Raw genomic sequence first — 16,934 nt, 5'->3', positions numbered from 1 at the left:
CCCGGTGTTGGGTGTTCCGGCCGCAGCACCCGTGCACCGCGCCATCCGCGCCAGAGTATGCCCAAACCGCGGCGAACCGGCAAATCCTGCCGCGCGGCCGGAATGACCGCCCCGCCAGCCCCTCCAGCCTTCCGGTTTTCCTATGCGTGCCCAAGGGCTTGGCGGGATCCGGCGGGATGGCCCGCAAGGTGCATCACCGGCCCCGGACGCATTCCAAATCCAAAAGGTGATCGGCATGGGCGGACTCTCCAGCATCAGCGGGATGGCAGCCAGCCTCCAGCAGTCGATCGACAGCGCGCTGAAGAAGATCCAGACCGACGCCGCCGCCAGCAACCCGGCGCCGGACAACGTCGAGCGATTCGAGCAGGACGTCCGCAAATCGTCCATCAACGCCACCCCGTTCGCCACCAACGTCGGCGTCCTCGCCAAGGACGAGAGCCGGCTGAACGTGTTCAGCATCCTCGGCGCCAACGACACCGTCGACTTCTACAAGTTCAAGGTGACCAGCGAGGGAGAGGTGGCGCTCGGCCGGGTCGGCGATTCCGGCCTGCGGGTCCAGCTCATGGACAAGACCGGCAACGTGCTGGCCGACAGCAACGAGTCCGCGGGCGACGCCCACGAGGCCTACAAGAAGCTGGCCGGCGGCAGCCTGACCCTGGGCCGCGGCGACTACACCGTGCGGGTGACGCGGGAGAAGGGGGTGCCGGCGGGCAAGGAGGTGCAGTACGCGCTGCAGCTCAGCCAGGGAACCTACACCAAGGACTACGACACCTTCGCCAAGCAGCCGGACAAGAGCAGCGAGATGCCGTCCTACGTCCGCACGCTGCAGCAGCTCCTGAACGGCGGCAGCGGCAGCGCCGGCACCGGCCGGCTGGCGATGCTGCTGGGTTCGCCGACCGGCAGCCAGACGAAGGGAAGCCTGTTCGACGGGATCTTCTGAGATCCGCGCCGTCCCCGAAGAGACCGGGGCGGGGGAGAGGACTCCCGCCCCGGCCCCTCCGGAAGGGAATGTCGCCGCCGCCGCCGTCAGGCCGCGGGCGCCAGCTCCCGCGCCACGATCAGGCGGGCATAGCCGTCGCGCTCGTCGCGCAGGCCGGAGAGCAGATCGGTGAGGCTGTCGCGAACGAACGCGTCGCTGTGGGCCACCAGCTTTTCCTTGGTAACCCGAATGAATTCATCGAGAAGGTCCGCGTGAACCTGCGCGGAGATCTTGATCTTGTGCGAAATCTGAGCCTCGAACATTCCCGTCTCCATCGGATGGGCGGCGACGACTGCCGCGTGTCTGATGACTCATTTGTCGCCGAACCAGGTTAACGAGTTACTAACGGCCGTTAACTCCTGGCCGGCTCTTGGGTATTACCCCGGGACCCGGTCATACTCCGTGGTATTACTTGCAAGGATTACCTCGAACGGCGCGGCGGGTCACGCCGCGCGGCCGATGGCCGCCAGCCGCGGCTCGGCGGTCCAGAGGTGGGCGCGCAGCCGCGCCCGGCCGACCAGGGGCCGCGAGACCGCCGCCAGCGGCGCCAGCGCCGGCGCCGGCGCGAGATCCGGGTCCGGTCCTTCCATCAGCAGCATCCCCTCACCCGCCGGGCCGATCACGGTCCAGCCGCGCCCCAGCATCTCGCCGGCGCGGGGCTGGGCGATGCGGGCGCGCACACGGTCGATGGTCGGGACGTCCATGGATCACCTCCCAGCAAAAAGAACGAACCATGAACCGTAGTGTGCCCCGTCGATCCGAACACTTCAAGAACAAACGCCCGTCGACGGCCCGACCCCTTGCCAGCGGCGGCGATGCGGTCGAGAGTTGCGGAACCCCAGGGGAGCGAGAGCGAGGACGAGGACCATGAGCGGCAAGCCGGCGGTGCGCAGCGAGACCGATTCCTTCGGCGCCATAGAGGTGCCGGCCGACCGCTACTGGGGGGCGCAGACCCAGCGGTCCCTGCAGAACTTCAAGATCGGCGGCGAACGGCTGCCGCAGCCCCTGGTCCGCGCGCTGGGCGTGCAGAAGAAGGCGGCGGCGCTGGCCAACATGGACCTCGGCGCGCTGGACCCGGCGCTCGGCCGGGCCATCGCCGACGCCGCCGACGAGGTCGCCGACGGCACCCTGGGCGATCATTTCCCGCTGGTGGTCTGGCAGACCGGCTCGGGCACGCAGTCCAACATGAACGCCAACGAGGTCATCGCCAACCGGGCGATCGAGCTGCTGGGCGGGGTCATCGGCTCCAAGCACCCGGTCCATCCCAACGACCACGTGAACCTGGGGCAGTCGTCCAACGACAGCTTTCCCACCGCCATGCACATCGCCGCGGCCGAGCAGATCCACCACGAGCTGGTGCCGGCGCTGGAGCACCTGCACGCCGCCCTGACCGGCAAGGCCGAGGAGTTCGCCGACATCGTCAAGATCGGCCGCACCCACCTGCAGGACGCCACGCCGCTGACCCTGGGCCAGGAATTCTCGGGCTACGCCACCCAGGCGGCCTACGCGGTGCAGCGGGCCAAGGCGGGGCTGCCCCGGCTGTTCGCGCTGGCCCAGGGCGGCACCGCCGTGGGCACCGGGCTGAACGCGCGGGCCGGCTTCGCCCGGGCCTTCGCCGAGCGGGTCGCCGCCATCACCGGCCTGCCCTTCGTGCCGGCCGAAAACCACTTCGAGGCGCTGGCGACCCACGACGCGCTGGTCGAGGTGCACGGCCAGCTCAACACCATCGCCGTGTCGCTGATGAAGATCGCCAACGACGTGCGGCTGCTCGGCTCCGGCCCGCGCTGCGGCATCGGCGAGCTGGCCCTGCCGGAGAACGAGCCCGGCTCCTCGATCATGCCCGGCAAGGTCAACCCGACCCAGTCGGAGGCCCTGACCATGGTCTGCACCCAGGTCATGGGCAACCACACCACCGTCACCATGGCCGGCGCGACCGGCCATTTCGAGCTGAACGTGTTCAAGCCGGTGATCGCCTACAACGTGCTGCAGTCGATCCGCCTGCTGGCCGACGCCGCGGTCAGCTTCACCGACAACTGCGTCGTCGGCATCGCCGCCAACCGCGAGCGGATCGCCCGCCTGCTGCAGGAGAGCCTGATGCTGGTGACCGCGCTCAACCCGCACATCGGCTACGACAACGCCGCCAAGATCGCCAAGAAGGCCCACGCCGAGGGCACCACCTTGAAGGAGGCCGGCGTCGCCCTCGGCCTGCTGACGGCCGGGCAGTTCGACGAGTGGGTGCGCCCGGAGCGGATGACGGGCCCGCGCTGAGCGGCGGACCCGGCCGGACCGGCGTCAGCCCGGCGCCGCGATCACCGCCTGGCGCTGCTCGCCCAGGCCGTCGATGCCCAGCCGCATGACCTGGCCCGGCCGCAGCCAGGGCTGGGGCTGGCGGCCCAGCGCGACGCCCGCGGGGGTTCCGGTGGCGATGACGTCGCCCGGCAGCAGCGTCATGTAGCGGCTGATGTCGGCCACCAGCTCGGCCACGCCGAAGATCATGTCGGCGGTGGCGCCGTCCTGCATGCGCACCCCGTCCACCTCCAGCCACAGGGCCAAGGCCTGCGGGTCGGGCACCTCGTCGCGGGTGACCAGCCAGGGCCCCAGCGGGCAGAAGCCGTCGGCGCTCTTGCCCTTCACCCACTGCCCCGTGCCCTCGAGCTGGAAGGCGCGCTCCGACACGTCGTTGACCACGCAGTAGCCGGCGACGTGGCCAAGCGCGGCGGCGCGCGGCACGCACCGCGCGGTGGTGCCGATCACCACGCCCAGCTCGACCTCCCAGTCGCCCTTCACGGCGCCCGGAGGCAGCACCACGGGGTCGGTCGGACCGGCGATCGCGCTGGTCGCCTTCATGAACAGCACCGGCTCGGCCGGGGCCGCCATGCCGGCCTCGGCGGCGTGGGTGGCGTAGTTGAGTCCGACCCCCACCACCTTGGAGATCCCGGCCACCGGCGGTCCCAGCCGGACATCGCCCGGCACCGCCGGCAGGCGCGCCGGGTCGAGGCGGCGCAGGCGGTCCAGGGCGGCGTCGGACAGCGCGGCCGGGGCGATGTCGGCGACCACGCCCGACAGGTCGCGGATGGTGCCGCCGGCATCCAGCAGGCCGGGGCGCTCCATGCCGGGGGGGCCATACCTGAGCAGTTTCATCGGACATCTTCCTTCGCCGTGGGGCATCGCGCTAGACTGGGACGAGGGTGGCCGGCCGGCGCGCACCGTCCCAGCCTGTTCCCCCCTCGTCGGGTTTGATGTACGCTTTTCCCCCGTCGGGGGGAACCAGACTGGAGGCGGTCATGCCGATCAAGCGCTGCTATCTCGTCCGGGAGGAATCGGGACGACTCGTCGACCTGCCGAGCCGCGCCTTCGACCACGCCGACGACGGGGTGGAGCCGATTCCCGCGTTCGCCGGCCGCTGCGTGGACCTGGTGTCGGCGATCCTGATCTCCGAACGGGGCGCGCGCCCCCACGTCGCCGAAGTGGCCTTCACCAAGCTCTATTTCGACGATTCCGGCTTCATCGACGCCGACAAGCGCGAGCGCATGATCCGCCTCATGCTCGAAAGCTGCGCCGACCGCCGCTGCCGGTCGCCGGAGACCCCGGACTGCATCGACCTCAACCGCCGCGCCTACGCCGCGCGCACCGAACTGGCCCAGGAATTCGGCTGGCAGCCCGGCCCGGCCGAGGTCCACGAGGTGCTGCACCGGCTCGATCCGCGCAGCGCCGGCGAGACCGCGGCGACGGTGCACTGAGCCGGCCGGCCGGGGACGGGCCGAAACCTTTTCGTGACCGCCGCGATCCCCTGTTCCGCCGGGCGGCGAAACCCCATATGCCGGTGACGACACAACCCTCTCGACACGACCCTCTCGACACGCCCCTCTCAACGCCGCATCGCCAGGAGCCCCCGGCCGCGCCATGCCCAGCCCCGCCACCGCCCTCTCGCCGCTCTCCCGCCTGCGACGGCGGCTGCTGATCGGGCTTGGCTGGGCGATCATCGCCTTCGGCGTCATCATCACGCCGATCCCCGGCCCGGGCGGCGTGCCCGTGGCCTTCCTCGGCGGCCTGATCGTGCTGCGCCATTCCCCGGATTCACGCCGGCTCTTCGTGCGCATGAAGCGGCGCCACCCGCGCCTGCTGTCGCCGTTCGAGCGCATCCGCGCCTATCTGCGCCGCCGCCGCCAGCGCCGTCTGGCGCCGGCCTTCGCACCGGCCTGAGGCGACGGAAAAGGGCGTTGCCGCCGCCCCGCGGAAACCGCCATTGTGTCGCCCCGCAGACGCGCGAGGAGACCGCACGGTGAAGCCCGCCAACCCCATCCTGTCCAGCTACGGAACCACCATCTTCGAGGTGATGTCGCGCCTCGCCGACGAGCACGGCGCGATCAACCTGGGCCAGGGCTTTCCCGACGACCGCGGTCCCGCCGACGTGCTGCAGGCCGCCGCCACGGCGCTGCTGGAGGGATGGAACCAGTACCCCTCGATGATGGGCACGCCGGAGCTGCGCCAGGCGGTGGCCGCCCACGGCCGCCGCTTTTACGGGCTGGAGCTGGACTGGCGGACCGAGACCATGGTCACCTCCGGCGCCACCGAGGCGCTGACCGCCTGCCTGCTTGGCCTGATCGAGCCGGGCGACGAGGTGGTGCTGTTCCAGCCGATGTACGACAGCTACCTGCCGATCGTCCGGCTGGCCGGCGGCGTTCCGCGCTTCGTCAACCTGGCGGCGCCGGACTGGCGGGTGACGCGGGAGGGGCTGGCGGCGGCGTTCTCGGAGCGCACCAAGCTGGTGCTGATCAACGACCCCCTGAACCCCGCGGGCAAGGTCTTCGACGCCGACGAGCTGGCCCTGGTGGCCGACGTCGTGCAGCGCTTCGACGCCTACGCCGTGTGCGACGAGGTGTACGAGCACATCGTCTTCGACGGCCGCCGCCACATTCCCCTGATGACCCTGCCCGGCATGCGCGAGCGCTGCCTCAAGGTCGGTTCGGCCGGCAAGACCTTCTCGCTGACCGGCTGGAAGGTGGGCTACGTGTCGGCCGCCCCGCACCTGATGCAGCCGGTCGCCAAGGCGCACCAGTTCCTCACCTTCACCACCCCGCCCAACCTCCAGGCCGCGGTGGCCTACGGGCTGGGCAGGGACGATGCCTATTTCGGCGGGCTCGCCGCCGGGCTCCAGGGCAAGCGCGACCGGCTGGCCGCCGGGCTCGCCGCGGTCGGCTTCTCGGTGCTGCCGTCGGCCGGCACCTACTTCGTCACCGCCGACATCGCCGCGCTGGCCGCCGCCATCGGCTTCGTCGGCGACGACAAGGCGTTCTGCCGCTGGCTGACGGTCGAGGCCGGCGTCGCCGCCATCCCGGTCAGCGCCTTCCACGTGGAGGACGCGCCGTCCACCGTGGTGCGCTTCTGCTTCAGCAAATCGGACGCGGTGCTGGACGAGGCGGTCGCCCGCCTCACCCGGCGGCTCGGCCGTCGCAACTGAGCGCACGCCCCTACACGAGCCCGTGACGGGCCTGGTAGTCCGGGTCGCCCAACGTCTCCAGCAGGTGGTCGATGAACGAGCGCACCTTGGGCAGCAGATGGCGGGTGGTGGGGAACACGGCGTAGATCGCCTCGTCCGCCACCTCGCGGTCGGTCAGCACCGGCACCAGCCGGCCACGGCGCACGGCGTCGGCGACGACGAAGCCCGGCAACCGGGCAAGCCCGACGCCGGCCAGCGCCGCCTGCAGCAGCGGAGCGAAGCCGTCGGCCACCAGGGTTCCGGACACCCGCAGCGTCTCCCGCCGGTCGCCGGCGGCGAAGCCCCAGTCCTGGCGGCTGCCGTCGTTCACGAAGACCAGGCAGTTGTGGCGCGCCAGATCGGCCACCTCCAACGGCGCGCCACAGCGGTCCAGATAGGCGGGGCTTCCCACCACCCGGTGGCGCAGCGGCGTCAGCCGGCGCGCCACCAGCGAGGAATCGGCCAGCCGGCCGCTGCGGACGGCCAGGTCGAGGCCCTCGTCGATCAGCCTGGCGGTGCGGTCGGTCAGGCTCGCCTCGACCGCGACCCGGGGATAGCGCTGCATGTAGGCCGGCAGCAGCGGCGCCACGTGCATCTGGCCGAACATCGCCGGCATGGTCACGCGCAAGGTGCCGCGCGGCACCTCGGTGGTCTCGGTCAGCGCCCGCTCGGCGTCGTCCAGGGCCGACAGGATGGTCCGGGCGCGGGCGCAGAAGGCGGCCCCCGCCTCGGTCAGCGCGAGCCGGCGGGTGGTCCGCGACACCAGCCGCGCCCCCAGCCGCGCCTCCATCTGGCTGAGGCGCCGGCTGACCGCCGACGCCGACAGGCCGAGCCGCTCCGCGGCCAGCGACAGGCTGCCGCTGTCGACCACCTCGATCAGCACGCTGAGATCGTCCAGACGGTCCATGGCAGCCTCGCGCAAACGTGATCTTTGCAGTTCGCGCAAAGATCCTGTGCAGACTTGGCCATTTTTCGCAAGGCTGGTCTGCGTCAGCATCCGATCGTTCGAGCCGCCAACCGTGGACCACCCGACGATGCACCTGCACCGCCGCCTGCGCGCCCTGCGACAGCAGTCCCGCACCACCCTTCCCGCTGCGATGGTGGACGCCATGGACCGCATGATCGCGGACCTGAAGGGGCGCGGTGTCGAGTTCGCGGCGTTGCGGGCCGGGACGCCGGCCCCCGACTTTGCCCTGCCCGACCAGATCGGGCGGACGGTGTCGCTGTACGACGCGCTGGCCCAGGGCCCGGTGGTCCTGGTGTTCTACCGCGGCGGCTGGTGCCCCTACTGCTGCGCCCAGCTCCGCGCCATGCAGCTGGTGCAACCGCAGCTGGCCGCCGCCGGAGCCCGCCTCGTCGCGGTGTCGCCGGAGCTGCCCGACCACAGCCTCAGCCTCGCCGAGCGCGAGGCCCTCGACTTCCACATTCTGTCCGACCTCGGCGGCGTCGTGGCCACCAGCTACGGGCTGGTGTTCCCGGTGCCGGACGCGGTCCGGGACGGCTACCGCGACCGCGGGATCGATCTCGGCCACCGCCAGGGGCGCCCGCCGGGCGCCCCGTGGGAGCTGACGATCCCCGCCACCTACGTGCTGGCCCAGAGCGGCGTCGTGCGCTTCGCGCGCATCGACGTCGACTTCACCCAGCGCCCGGAGCCGCAGGCGATCCTCGACCTGCTGCTCGACCCCGTTCCGGCCACCCCGGCCGGCACACCCACGGAGCGCGCCGGCTGAGCCGGCCCTCCGATCACGAAAGGGAGAGACCGATGACCGACAAGACCCGTGTTGCCCTGCCCCTCGCCACCCTCGTCGCCGGCGCGCTGGCCGTGCTCGCCGTCCCGGCGACCGCCCAGCAGTCGATGGAGAAGTGCTACGGCATCTCCAAGGCCGGCGAGAACGGCTGCGCCCACGCCAAGGGCCTGCATTCCTGCGCCGGCAACACGAACCTGAGCTACGACGGCGGCGACTGGAAGCTGGTGCCGGCGGGCACCTGCGAGGGCATGGACGGCAGCCTGACCCCCTACGAAGGCAAGAACCCGAAGAAGGACGCGTAAGGCCATGGCCGCGCCGGAGACCGCAACCGCCATCCCGCCGCGTGCGGGAATCGGCCTGCGCGAGCCGCATCTGCGGGACTTCGTCGCGGCCGCCTGCCCCGCCGCCTGGGTCGAGGTGCACTCGGAAAACTACCTCGCCCCGGGCGGTCCCCGGCCGGCCGGGCTGGACCGGGTGCGCCGCGACCTCCCCGTCAGCTGCCACGGCGTCGGCCTGTCGCTGGGCAGCGCCGAGGGCCTCGACCCCGACCACCTGCTGCGGCTGCGCGCGCTCTACGACCGCGTGCGGCCGGGCCTGGTGTCGGAGCACCTGTCGTGGAGCGTCCACGACGGTGCCTATCTCAACGACCTGCTGCCCCTGCCCTACACGCCGGAAAGCCTGGCGGTGGTGGCACGCAACGTCGACCACGCCCAGCAGGCGCTGGGCCGGCGCATCCTGGTGGAGAACCCGTCCTCCTGCCTCGCCTACGCCGCCAGCACGATCCCCGAGGGCGCGTTCCTGGCCGCCCTGGTCGAGCGCACCGGCTGCGGGCTGCTGGTCGACGTCAACAATCTGTACGTCTCCTCGGTCAACGTCGGGCTCGACCCCGCGGCCTGGCTCGACGCCATCCCCGACGACGCCATCGGCGAGCTCCACCTCGCGGGGCACGCCACCGTCCCGTTCGGCGACGAGGTCCTGCTGATCGACGACCATGGCAGCCGGGTCGGCGATCCGGTGATGGCGCTGTTCACCGCCCTGGTGCGGCGAATCGGCCCCCGGCCGACCCTGATCGAGTGGGACACCGACCTGCCGCCCCTGGCCGAGCTGCTGGCGGAGGCCGTGCGCGCCCAGGCGCTGCTGGACACCGCGTGCCCGATGGAGGCGGCGCATGCTGGATGACCTGCAGCGCGCCATGACCGACTGGGTTCTGGGCGGCGACCCCGCGGTGGCCGCCCACCTCGCGCCGGGCATGCCGGCGGCCCGCCTGGCGGTCTACCGCAACACGGTGCTGGGCTCGCTCGCCGCCGTGCTGGCGGCGGCCCACCCGACGGCGCGACGGCTGGCCGGCGCCGACGCGTTCGAGGCGGCCGCCCGGCGCTTCGCCGCCGAGAACCCGCCCTGCCGGCCGATGCTGTGGGCCTATGGCGCCGGCTTCGCCGCCAGCCTCGACGGCGCCGTCCCGGCCTGGATCGCCGACGCCGCCCGGCTGGACTGGGCCATGCACGAGGCGCTGTTCGCCGCCGACGCCGACCCGCTCGACCCGCAGCGCCTGGCCGCCGTGCCCCCCGAGCGCGTCGGCGGCCTGCGCCTCGTGCCCCACCCCTCGGTGCGGCTGGTGCGCTCGGACTGGCCGCTCCACGCCCTGTGGTCGGATGCCGCGGCGGCGGCGGTCGTCGCCCCGGCACCGGAGGCGGTGCTGGTCGGCCGTTGCGACGGCGAGGTGCGGTGCGCCCGGCTGGCCGCCGCCGACGGCGCCGTGGCCGAGGCCCTGCTGCGCGGCGCCGCCCTGGAGGAGGCCGCCGCCACCGCCGGCGGCGACACCCAGCACCTGCTCGTCCTGCTCCTGCAAAACCGGCTGCTGGCGGGCTTCGCCCTCGCCGCGCCATGACGTGGAGGAACGCCATGACACCGTCGCTGACCGCCTCCCGCGGCGAAGACCTCGCCGCCCTGGCCGAGCACACCCGGTCCGTGCTGCACCGCTACGCCGCCCCCCTGCTCGACCTGTGGATCCGCCTCACCATCGCGCCGATCTTCTTCCAGTCCGGGCTTCAGAAGATTTCCGACTGGACGGCGACCGTGTATCTGTTCGAATACGAATACCAGGTGCCGCTGCTGCCCCCCGGGGCCGCCGCCGTGCTGGCGACGGCGGCCGAAGTGGCGTTGCCGGTCCTCATCGTGGCCGGGCTCGCCACCCGGCTGGCGGCGGTTCCGCTGCTGGGAATGGCGATGGTGATCCAGTTCGTGCTCGGCGCCACCAACCCGGCGTTCGACAATCCGCAACACGTTCTGTGGATGATCCTTCTGGCCAGTCTGATCGTGCGCGGCGCCGGCCCGCTGTCGATCGACCATGTGCTGATGAAACGGTGGACGCGGAGGCGCGGATGAGCGGTGTAGGCGTGAAACTTGGCATCGCCCGGCTGGGCGGTCTGCTCTCGGCGGGGCTGGCCCTGGTCCTTCTGCTGGCGGTGGCGGTCGGTGCGGTGGCGGTGCGCGGCATCCAGGAGGTGGACGAGCGCTGGACCGCCTACGACCTCGGCGCCGCCGCCAAGGCCGACGCGCTGTCGGAGCTGCGGGCCGCGCTGGGCTTCGGCGGGGTGATCCACCGCTTCGGCGACTATCTCCTGGGCGGCAACCCGGCCATGGCCGAGGAGGTCCGCAAGAGCCTGCGCCGCGCCTCCGCCAACCTCGACGTCTACCGCTACGCCGGCACCCTGACCGCCGCCGAGGTTCCGGCGGTGGAAACCGTCGCCGCCACCCTGGCCCAGCTCGAGCAGCGCCTCGACGCGGCGTCGGCGGCCTTCGCCGCCGGCGAGCCACTGCCCAGGGTGGCCGCCGCCGCGGCCCTGGACACCGCCCCGGCGGTCGCCGCCATGAGCGCCATGAACGGCGAGCTGACCCGCGGGCGGGCCGCCCTGACGGAGGCCAACCGCCAGGGCATCGCCGACCTGCGCCTGGCCGTGCTGGCCGGCGGTGGCGTCGCGCTGGCCCTGGTCGCCGCCATCGGCGGCCTGCTGGCGTGGTTCACCCAGCGCCGCATCGTGCGGCCCCTGGGGGCGCTGGGCGGGGCGATGGAGGGGCTGGCCCGCGGCGACCTCGACACCGGGGTCCCCCATCTCGGCCGCGGCGACGAGATCGGCGCCATGGCCGGCACCGTGCAGGTGTTCCGCGACGGGCTGCTGCGCCTGCGCGAGGCCGGTGAGCGCGAGCGCCGCGACGCCGCCCGCGACCGCGAGCGCCGCGAGGCGCTGGAGCGCAACCTGCACGATTTCGAGGCGGAGATCGCCGCCCTGGCGCGCCAGCTCGGCAACCGCGGCGGCGCCCTGCACGGCACGGCGCAGAGCCTCTCGGAAAGCGCCGGGCACACCATCGCCCTGTCCCAGGACGTGTCGTCGGCCGCCGCCCGCACCGCCGAGAACGTCCAGGCCATCGCCGCCGCCACCGAGGAGCTGTCGGCATCGATCTCCGGCATCGGCCAGCGGGTGCGCGACTCGGTGGCGCTGGCCGGCGAGGCCTCGGGCCGGGCCGAACGCTCCTCGGCCACCATCGCCAGCCTCGCCGAGGCGGTGCACCGCATCGGCGAGGTGGTCGACCTGATCAGTGCCATCGCCGCCCAGACCAACCTGCTCGCCCTCAACGCCACCATCGAGGCGGCACGGGCCGGCGAAGCCGGCAAGGGCTTCGCCGTGGTGGCCGGGGAGGTCAAGAACCTGGCCGGTCAGACGGCCCAGGCGACCGAGGACATCACCCGGCAGATCACCGCCATCCGCCAGGCCACCGAAGGCGCCGTCACCGCCATCGGCGGCATCGGCGCGACCCTCGACAGCGTCCGCCGCATCGCCGACGAGATCGCCGACGCGGTGGGCCAGCAGGACGAGGCGACCCGCGAGATCGCCCGCGGCATCCAGGAGACGGCCGACTCCGCCGGCTCGGTGAGCGGCGCCATCGCGGGCGTCGCCCAGGCGGCCGAGCAGGTGGGCACGGTGGCCGAGGGCATCTTCACCGACGCCCGGCACATGCGCGAGGAGACGGAACGCCTGACCACCACGACCCAGCGCTTCTCCGAGACGCTGCGCGCGTGACCCGGGGCCGGGGACGGGCCGGACGACCGCCCGAGCCGCCGCACGAGCGGCCGGCCGAACGATCGGGCGCTCACCCGTCCCCGGCCAGGGCGGCCAGCGCCGCCCCGTCCAGCCGGTAGGGCCGCCAGTCCTCCATGGCGCGGAAGCCGATGGCCGCGTAGAAGCCGCGCGCCGGGTTCCAGTGCAGCACGTTGAGGTCGACGCGCCGGTATCCCTGGGCGAGGGCGCGGCGCGCCACCTCCGCCAGCAGGCGCCGGCCGACCCCGTGGCGGCGGGCCGCGGGCCGGACGTAGAGATCCTCGACGAACAGGCCCGGGCGTCCCTCCCAGGTGGAGTAGGTGCGGAACGCCAGGGCGAAGCCCACGGGCGCACCGTCCAGCTCGGCGATCAGCGCCGTGAAGGCGGGGTCGGGCCCCCAGCCGTCGCGGCGGAGGTCCTCCTCACCGGCCTTGACGGCGTCCGGCTCGCGCTCGAACACGGCGAGCTCCCGGACGAACCCCAGGATGGTCGCGGCGTCGTCCGCGGTCGCCGGACGGATGGTGACGATGGGCATGGCGCCGGGCCTCCGACGGTCGGTGGTGCGGGTCGCCCGCGACCATAGCGGCCGCCGGAACGGCGAACAACGGGCTTCCGTCGCACCCGCCGGGGCGTTCTAATGCCGACATCCGCCCGCCCGCTCCCCATCCCCTGGCCCCGCCCGTGCGCCGTTCGCCCCTGCCCCGCCTGCTGATCCGCCTGCGCCGGATCATCCACAACGATCGCATCGTGCTGGCGTTGCTGGCCCTGGTCGTGGGCGGGCTGTCCGGCCTCGCGGCGATCGGCTTCCGCGAGGCGGTCGCCTGGACCCAGGGTCTGTTCTACGGCTGGACCGACGAGCGCTTCGCCCACATCGCCGCGACCCTGCCGGCCTGGCACCGGCTGCTGGCGCCGGTGGCCGGCGGCCTGGTGGTGGGGCTGCTGATCCGCGCCATCGCTCCCGACGGGCGGCCCCAGGGGGTCGCCGACGTCATGGAGGCCGCGGCGGTGCGCGGCGGGCGCATGGACCTTGGCGCCGGTCTCGCCGCCGCCGCGGTCAACGCGGTGTCGCTGGGGGTGGGGGCGTCGCTCGGGCGCGAGGGGCCGGTGGTCCATCTCGGCGCCGCCATCTCCGCGTGGTCGGCGCGCGCCTTCCGCCTCTCGCCGACGCTGCGGCGCACCCTCCTGGGCTGCGGCGTGGCCTCGGCGGTGGCCGCCTCCTTCAACGCGCCGATCGCCGGCGTGCTGTTCGCGCTGGAGGTGGTGACCGGCAACTACGTGCTGTCGGCCTTCGCCCCGGTGGTGCTGGCCTCGGTGATCGGCACGGCGCTGGGCCGCGCCGTCTATGGCGGGTTCCCGGCCTTCGCCCTGCCCCTGCTGGCCGCGCCGCCGGCCATCGAGTTCCCGGCCTTCGCGCTGCTCGGCGTCGCCGCCGCGGCGGTGGCGCTGATCTTCATGCGGGCGATGCTGTGGAGCCAGAGCGCCTTCCTGGCGGCCGGGCGGCGCACCGGGGTGCCGCGCTGGCTCCACCCGGCGATCGGCGGGCTGCTGCTGGGCCTGCTGGCCATCGCCGCCCCGGAGGTGCTGGGGGTCGGCTACGAGGCGACGGACACCGCGCTCCAGGGCGGCTACGGCCTCGCCCTCTGCGCCGCCCTGCTGGCGGCCAAGATGGCGGCCGCCTGCGTGTGCTTCGGCGCCGGCTTCGGCGGCGGCGTGTTCAGCCCGTCGCTCTTCCTCGGCGCCATGGCCGGCGGCGTGTTCGGGCTGGTCGCCGACGCCGCGTCCGGCGGCGGCGGCTCCTATGTCGGCCTCTACGCCATGGTCGGCATGGCCGCCGTGGCCGGCCCGGTGCTGGGCGCCCCGATCTCCACCATCCTCATCATCTTCGAACTGACGGCCAACTACCCCGCCACCCTGGCGGCCATGCTGGCCATCGTCGTGTCGGCGACCCTGGTGCGCGCCGCCGCCGGCCACTCCTTCTTCACTTGGCAGCTGGCGCTGCGCGGCATCGACCTCGGCGACGGCGACGCGCAGCGCCGCCTCGCCACGGTGCGGGTGCGCGACCTCATGAGCGGGGACTGCCCGAGGGTGGCCGGCGACGCCGGCCGCGGCGACCTCGCCGCCGTCCTGCGCCAGGCCGGCGACCGCGCCATCCTGGTGGTGGAGGGCGACGGGGATCGGCTGGCCGGCGTGCTGACGCCGGGCGACGCCGCCGCCTGCGTCGTCGCCCCCGGCGACACGCCGCGGTCCGACGACGGGTTTACGGTGGCGGCCCTGCTGCGCCCGCTGCCGGTCCTCACCCCGGCCACCGACCTCGGCGAGGCGCTGCGCCGCTTCGACGAGACGCGCGCGGCGGTGCTGCCGGTGGTCGCCGACCCCGAGAGCCGGCGCGCCGCCGGCGTGCTCTACGAGCGCGACGCCCTGCGGGCCCACCGCCGCCTCCTCGGGGGCCGGGGGCGGGGGTGACGGAGGCGACCGTCCGCCGTGCCGTCGCCGGCGACGGCCGGGCCCTGCGGGCGCTGGCCGACGCGGCCGGCCACGGCGCCGATTTCCTGGTGCGCGAGCCGGGCGAACGGCCGGCCTGGGCGATCGACCTCGCGGCCTTCCAGGCGGCGGAGTCCGGCGCCCTGTTCCTGGCCGAAACCGCGGAGGGGCCAGTCGGCTGGCTGGCGGCGACGCGGGGCACCCTGGCCCGCACCCGCGGCGTGGCGACCCTGGCGGTCGCCATCCGCGAGGGGTGGCGGGGCCGCGGCCTGGGCACCCGGCTGTTCGCCGCCGCCGGCGCCTGGGCGGACACCCAGGGCGTGCATCGGCTGGACCTGACCGTGGCGGCCGACAACACCGGCGCCGCGGCGCTCTACCGCCGCCTCGGCTTCGTCGCGGAGGGGCGGCTGCGCGGGTCGCTGCGCATCGCCGGCCGGTTCCACGACGAGGTGCTGATGGGGCGCCTGCACGGGCCGCCCGACGCCGCGGCCTGGACCGCCGCCCCGGCCTGGACCGCCGACGCGCGACCGGCGACCGCCGGGCCGTGTGCCGCCGTCGCGATCACGATGCGTCCGGCCGGGCCCGGTGACGCCGCCGCGTTTCTCGCCTGCGACCGCGCGGTGCGGTGCGAGAGCCACTTCCTGCTGCGCGGTGCCGACGAGGGGCTGGGCGACGAGGCCCAGGCCCGCCGCTTCCTGGCCGGCCAGGCGGCCAGCGGGCGGGCCTTCACCCTCGCCGCATGGCACGAGGGCGCGGTGGTCGGCATCGCCTCGGCCTGGGGCGGGACGCTGGCCCGCACCGCCCATGACTGGTCGCTGACGCTGGCGGTGCGACGCAGCCATTGGGGGCGGGGCGTCGGCCCGCGTCTGCTCGACGCGACGCTGGAGCGGCTGCGCGGGGCGCCCCGGGTGTCGCTGTGGGTGCTCGCCCACAACGCCCGGGCGCTGGCGCTCTACCGCCGCCGCGGCTTCGCGGTGGAGGCGGTGGCACGGCGCGGCGCCCTCATCGACGGGCGCTTCGCCGACCACGCCCTGATGGCCGTCCCGGGGCCGGGAGACGCGGACGCAGCGCCGCGTTTCAGCCAAGCGTGACCGGGGCGGTCCCGGATCACATCTCCGCCAGGCCGAGGCCCAGGCCGGTCTCGTAAGTCTGCTGGGTGCGCACGGGCTCGTCGCGCATGCGCTTGGGCGCGTCGGGGTCGCGCTCGCGGTTGGTGTCGGCCTCGTCGGGCGTCTCCAGCGCGTTCAGGGCCAGCACCTGGTAGATCGACAGCGGGTTGGCCCCCGCCGGGTTGGCCGCCGCGGCCGGCACCTGGATGGTGAAGCCGTCGGGCATGTCGCCGCGGCGCACCCGCTCCGTGGCGTTGGTCGCCGCCGACATCAGCGGGCCGCCGGTCTCGTCGAACTTGGCGGCGAAGCGGTCGTAGATCGCCCGCAGCGACTTGGGCTCGCCGGTGGTGCGGTCGTAGAACACCGCCTTGTTGGCCCCGGCCGCGCCGGCGAACAGGTCGGCCGCCGGGGCCAGGGGCGATTCCTTCATGGCGTTCAGGAACTTGGAGGCCCCCGCCGAGCCCAGGAAATGGGCGAGGTACAGCTCGGTGGAGCCGATCTTCCCGCCGACGTTGGCCTGCAACGCCTCCATGTTGTCGCGGGTGAACTCCGCCGCCATCAGCGCCGACACCTCCGGGTCCTTGCGCAGGTCGAGGATCGTGCGCTTGAGCGCCGGGTCGGAGACCACGGCGCGGCCGTCGCTGCGGGTCTGGATGGCGTCGACGTACGTCCCCAGCCCATGCTTGTCGCCGTGCGCCTTCACCGTGTTCAGCCAGGTCTGGTCGATGAACTGGTAGAGCCCGGTGGCGCTGGAGGTGCTGGCCTTGACGTCGGTGCGGAAACCGCTCTCGACGGCAGCTTTTTCCATGAGATAGGCAAAATCGACCCCGGTGCGTTTGGCGGCGTTGCGCACCGCGGCTTCCACGTCGGCGGGGCCGCGCGGCGCCTGGGCGCGCTGGACCAGCGTTTCGGCTTGGCGGGCAAGGGCGGCGACGGTCATGGCACGGGCGTCCTCGGGTCAGGGGTCGCCCACCGTTCAGCAAGCGGCGTGCCACACGGCCGCCCGCGGGAGGCTCGCCAGCCGCCATGCGACACGGTATG

General features: G+C 73.6%; 19 protein-coding genes. 13 read left to right on the top strand and 6 right to left on the bottom strand.

All coding sequences use genetic code 11. From position 1 onward, the window contains the following. Nucleotides 1-235: 235 nt before the first annotated feature. Nucleotides 236-940 (top strand): hypothetical protein, encoded by a 705-nt coding sequence (locus tag AC6H2I_RS28300; RefSeq protein ID WP_497504130.1) that lies wholly within the window; start codon nucleotides 236-238, stop codon nucleotides 938-940. 86 nt (nucleotides 941-1,026) lie between these two features. Here AC6H2I_RS28300 and AC6H2I_RS28295 read toward each other — a convergent pair whose 3' ends face one another. Next, nucleotides 1,027-1,242 carry a hypothetical protein gene (locus tag AC6H2I_RS28295; protein ID WP_497504129.1) on the bottom strand — a complete coding sequence of 72 codons (216 nt, stop codon included), beginning with the start codon at nucleotides 1,240-1,242 and terminating at the stop codon, nucleotides 1,027-1,029. Nucleotides 1,243-1,422: 180 nt separating this feature from the next. Further along, nucleotides 1,423-1,683 carry a hypothetical protein gene (locus AC6H2I_RS28290; protein WP_497504128.1) on the bottom strand — a complete coding sequence of 87 codons (261 nt, stop codon included), beginning with the start codon at nucleotides 1,681-1,683 and terminating at the stop codon, nucleotides 1,423-1,425. Between the two features lie 163 nt (nucleotides 1,684-1,846). On the opposite strand from AC6H2I_RS28290, the gene fumC reads away from it, so the two are divergent. Further along, nucleotides 1,847-3,247 carry a class II fumarate hydratase gene (gene fumC / locus AC6H2I_RS28285; RefSeq protein ID WP_497504126.1) on the top strand — a complete coding sequence of 467 codons (1,401 nt, stop codon included), beginning with the start codon at nucleotides 1,847-1,849 and terminating at the stop codon, nucleotides 3,245-3,247. A 24-nt stretch (nucleotides 3,248-3,271) separates the two neighbouring features. Here fumC and AC6H2I_RS28280 read toward each other — a convergent pair whose 3' ends face one another. After that, the gene (locus AC6H2I_RS28280) at nucleotides 3,272-4,120 is read right to left on the bottom strand and encodes a fumarylacetoacetate hydrolase family protein (RefSeq protein WP_497504125.1); all 849 of its coding nucleotides are present in this window, start codon (nucleotides 4,118-4,120) and stop codon (nucleotides 3,272-3,274) included. A 143-nt stretch (nucleotides 4,121-4,263) separates the two neighbouring features. Between AC6H2I_RS28280 and AC6H2I_RS28275 the strand changes: the two genes are divergently transcribed. The 3 genes from AC6H2I_RS28275 to AC6H2I_RS28265 all read left to right on the top strand — a co-directional run bounded on the left by AC6H2I_RS28275 (nucleotide 4,264) and on the right by AC6H2I_RS28265 (nucleotide 6,440). Then, nucleotides 4,264-4,719 carry a hypothetical protein gene (locus tag AC6H2I_RS28275; protein ID WP_497504124.1) on the top strand — a complete coding sequence of 152 codons (456 nt, stop codon included), beginning with the start codon at nucleotides 4,264-4,266 and terminating at the stop codon, nucleotides 4,717-4,719. A 163-nt stretch (nucleotides 4,720-4,882) separates the two neighbouring features. Then, entirely contained in the window at nucleotides 4,883-5,182 is a 300-nt protein-coding gene (locus AC6H2I_RS28270) for a hypothetical protein (protein ID WP_497504123.1), read from the top strand. Between the two features lie 79 nt (nucleotides 5,183-5,261). Further along, nucleotides 5,262-6,440 carry an aminotransferase gene (locus tag AC6H2I_RS28265; RefSeq protein ID WP_497504122.1) on the top strand — a complete coding sequence of 393 codons (1,179 nt, stop codon included), beginning with the start codon at nucleotides 5,262-5,264 and terminating at the stop codon, nucleotides 6,438-6,440. A gap of 10 nt (nucleotides 6,441-6,450) precedes the next feature. Here AC6H2I_RS28265 and AC6H2I_RS28260 read toward each other — a convergent pair whose 3' ends face one another. Next, nucleotides 6,451-7,365, bottom strand: coding sequence for a LysR family transcriptional regulator (locus tag AC6H2I_RS28260; RefSeq protein ID WP_497504121.1), 915 nt, complete (start codon nucleotides 7,363-7,365; stop codon nucleotides 6,451-6,453). 112 nt (nucleotides 7,366-7,477) lie between these two features. Between AC6H2I_RS28260 and AC6H2I_RS28255 the strand changes: the two genes are divergently transcribed. From AC6H2I_RS28255 to AC6H2I_RS28230, 6 genes are read left to right on the top strand one after another with little or no spacing between them, the layout of a single operon-like run. Next, nucleotides 7,478-8,188 (top strand): peroxiredoxin-like family protein, encoded by a 711-nt coding sequence (locus tag AC6H2I_RS28255; RefSeq protein ID WP_497504120.1) that lies wholly within the window; start codon nucleotides 7,478-7,480, stop codon nucleotides 8,186-8,188. A gap of 32 nt (nucleotides 8,189-8,220) precedes the next feature. Further along, a complete protein-coding gene (locus AC6H2I_RS28250) occupies nucleotides 8,221-8,508 on the top strand; it encodes a BufA1 family periplasmic bufferin-type metallophore (RefSeq protein ID WP_497504119.1) in 288 nt (95 codons plus the stop codon). Between the two features lie 4 nt (nucleotides 8,509-8,512). Next, on the top strand, nucleotides 8,513-9,385 hold the full coding sequence (gene bufB, locus AC6H2I_RS28245) for an MNIO family bufferin maturase (protein WP_497504118.1): 873 nt from the start codon (nucleotides 8,513-8,515) through the stop codon (nucleotides 9,383-9,385). Further along, nucleotides 9,375-10,094, top strand: a complete 720-nt coding sequence (locus tag AC6H2I_RS28240; protein ID WP_497504117.1) for an HvfC/BufC family peptide modification chaperone — start codon at nucleotides 9,375-9,377, stop codon at nucleotides 10,092-10,094. Before bufB ends, AC6H2I_RS28240 begins: the two co-directional genes overlap by 11 nt. A 14-nt stretch (nucleotides 10,095-10,108) precedes the next feature. After that, the gene (locus AC6H2I_RS28235; RefSeq protein ID WP_497504116.1) at nucleotides 10,109-10,591 is read left to right on the top strand and encodes a DoxX family protein; all 483 of its coding nucleotides are present in this window, start codon (nucleotides 10,109-10,111) and stop codon (nucleotides 10,589-10,591) included. Continuing rightward, entirely contained in the window at nucleotides 10,588-12,285 is a 1,698-nt protein-coding gene (locus tag AC6H2I_RS28230) for a methyl-accepting chemotaxis protein (protein ID WP_497504115.1), read from the top strand. Before AC6H2I_RS28235 ends, AC6H2I_RS28230 begins: the two co-directional genes overlap by 4 nt. Before the next feature lie 70 nt (nucleotides 12,286-12,355). Here AC6H2I_RS28230 and AC6H2I_RS28225 read toward each other — a convergent pair whose 3' ends face one another. Then, entirely contained in the window at nucleotides 12,356-12,838 is a 483-nt protein-coding gene (locus AC6H2I_RS28225; protein ID WP_497504114.1) for a GNAT family N-acetyltransferase, read from the bottom strand. 146 nt (nucleotides 12,839-12,984) lie between these two features. Here AC6H2I_RS28225 and AC6H2I_RS28220 point away from each other — a divergent pair, with 146 nt between their 5' ends. Beyond that, the gene (locus AC6H2I_RS28220; protein ID WP_497504113.1) at nucleotides 12,985-14,766 is read left to right on the top strand and encodes a chloride channel protein; all 1,782 of its coding nucleotides are present in this window, start codon (nucleotides 12,985-12,987) and stop codon (nucleotides 14,764-14,766) included. Continuing rightward, a complete protein-coding gene (locus AC6H2I_RS28215; protein WP_497504112.1) occupies nucleotides 14,763-15,875 on the top strand; it encodes a GNAT family N-acetyltransferase in 1,113 nt (370 codons plus the stop codon). Before AC6H2I_RS28220 ends, AC6H2I_RS28215 begins: the two co-directional genes overlap by 4 nt. A 16-nt stretch (nucleotides 15,876-15,891) precedes the next feature. Here AC6H2I_RS28215 and AC6H2I_RS28210 read toward each other — a convergent pair whose 3' ends face one another. Continuing rightward, nucleotides 15,892-16,833 (bottom strand): hypothetical protein, encoded by a 942-nt coding sequence (locus tag AC6H2I_RS28210; RefSeq protein ID WP_497504111.1) that lies wholly within the window; start codon nucleotides 16,831-16,833, stop codon nucleotides 15,892-15,894. Nucleotides 16,834-16,934: the final 101 nt, after the last annotated feature.

This window comes from Azospirillum sp. NS33 (assembly GCF_059703765.1).
The sequence above is the reverse complement of the archived record's forward strand: the minus strand, read 5'-3'. Positions and strand labels throughout refer to the sequence as shown.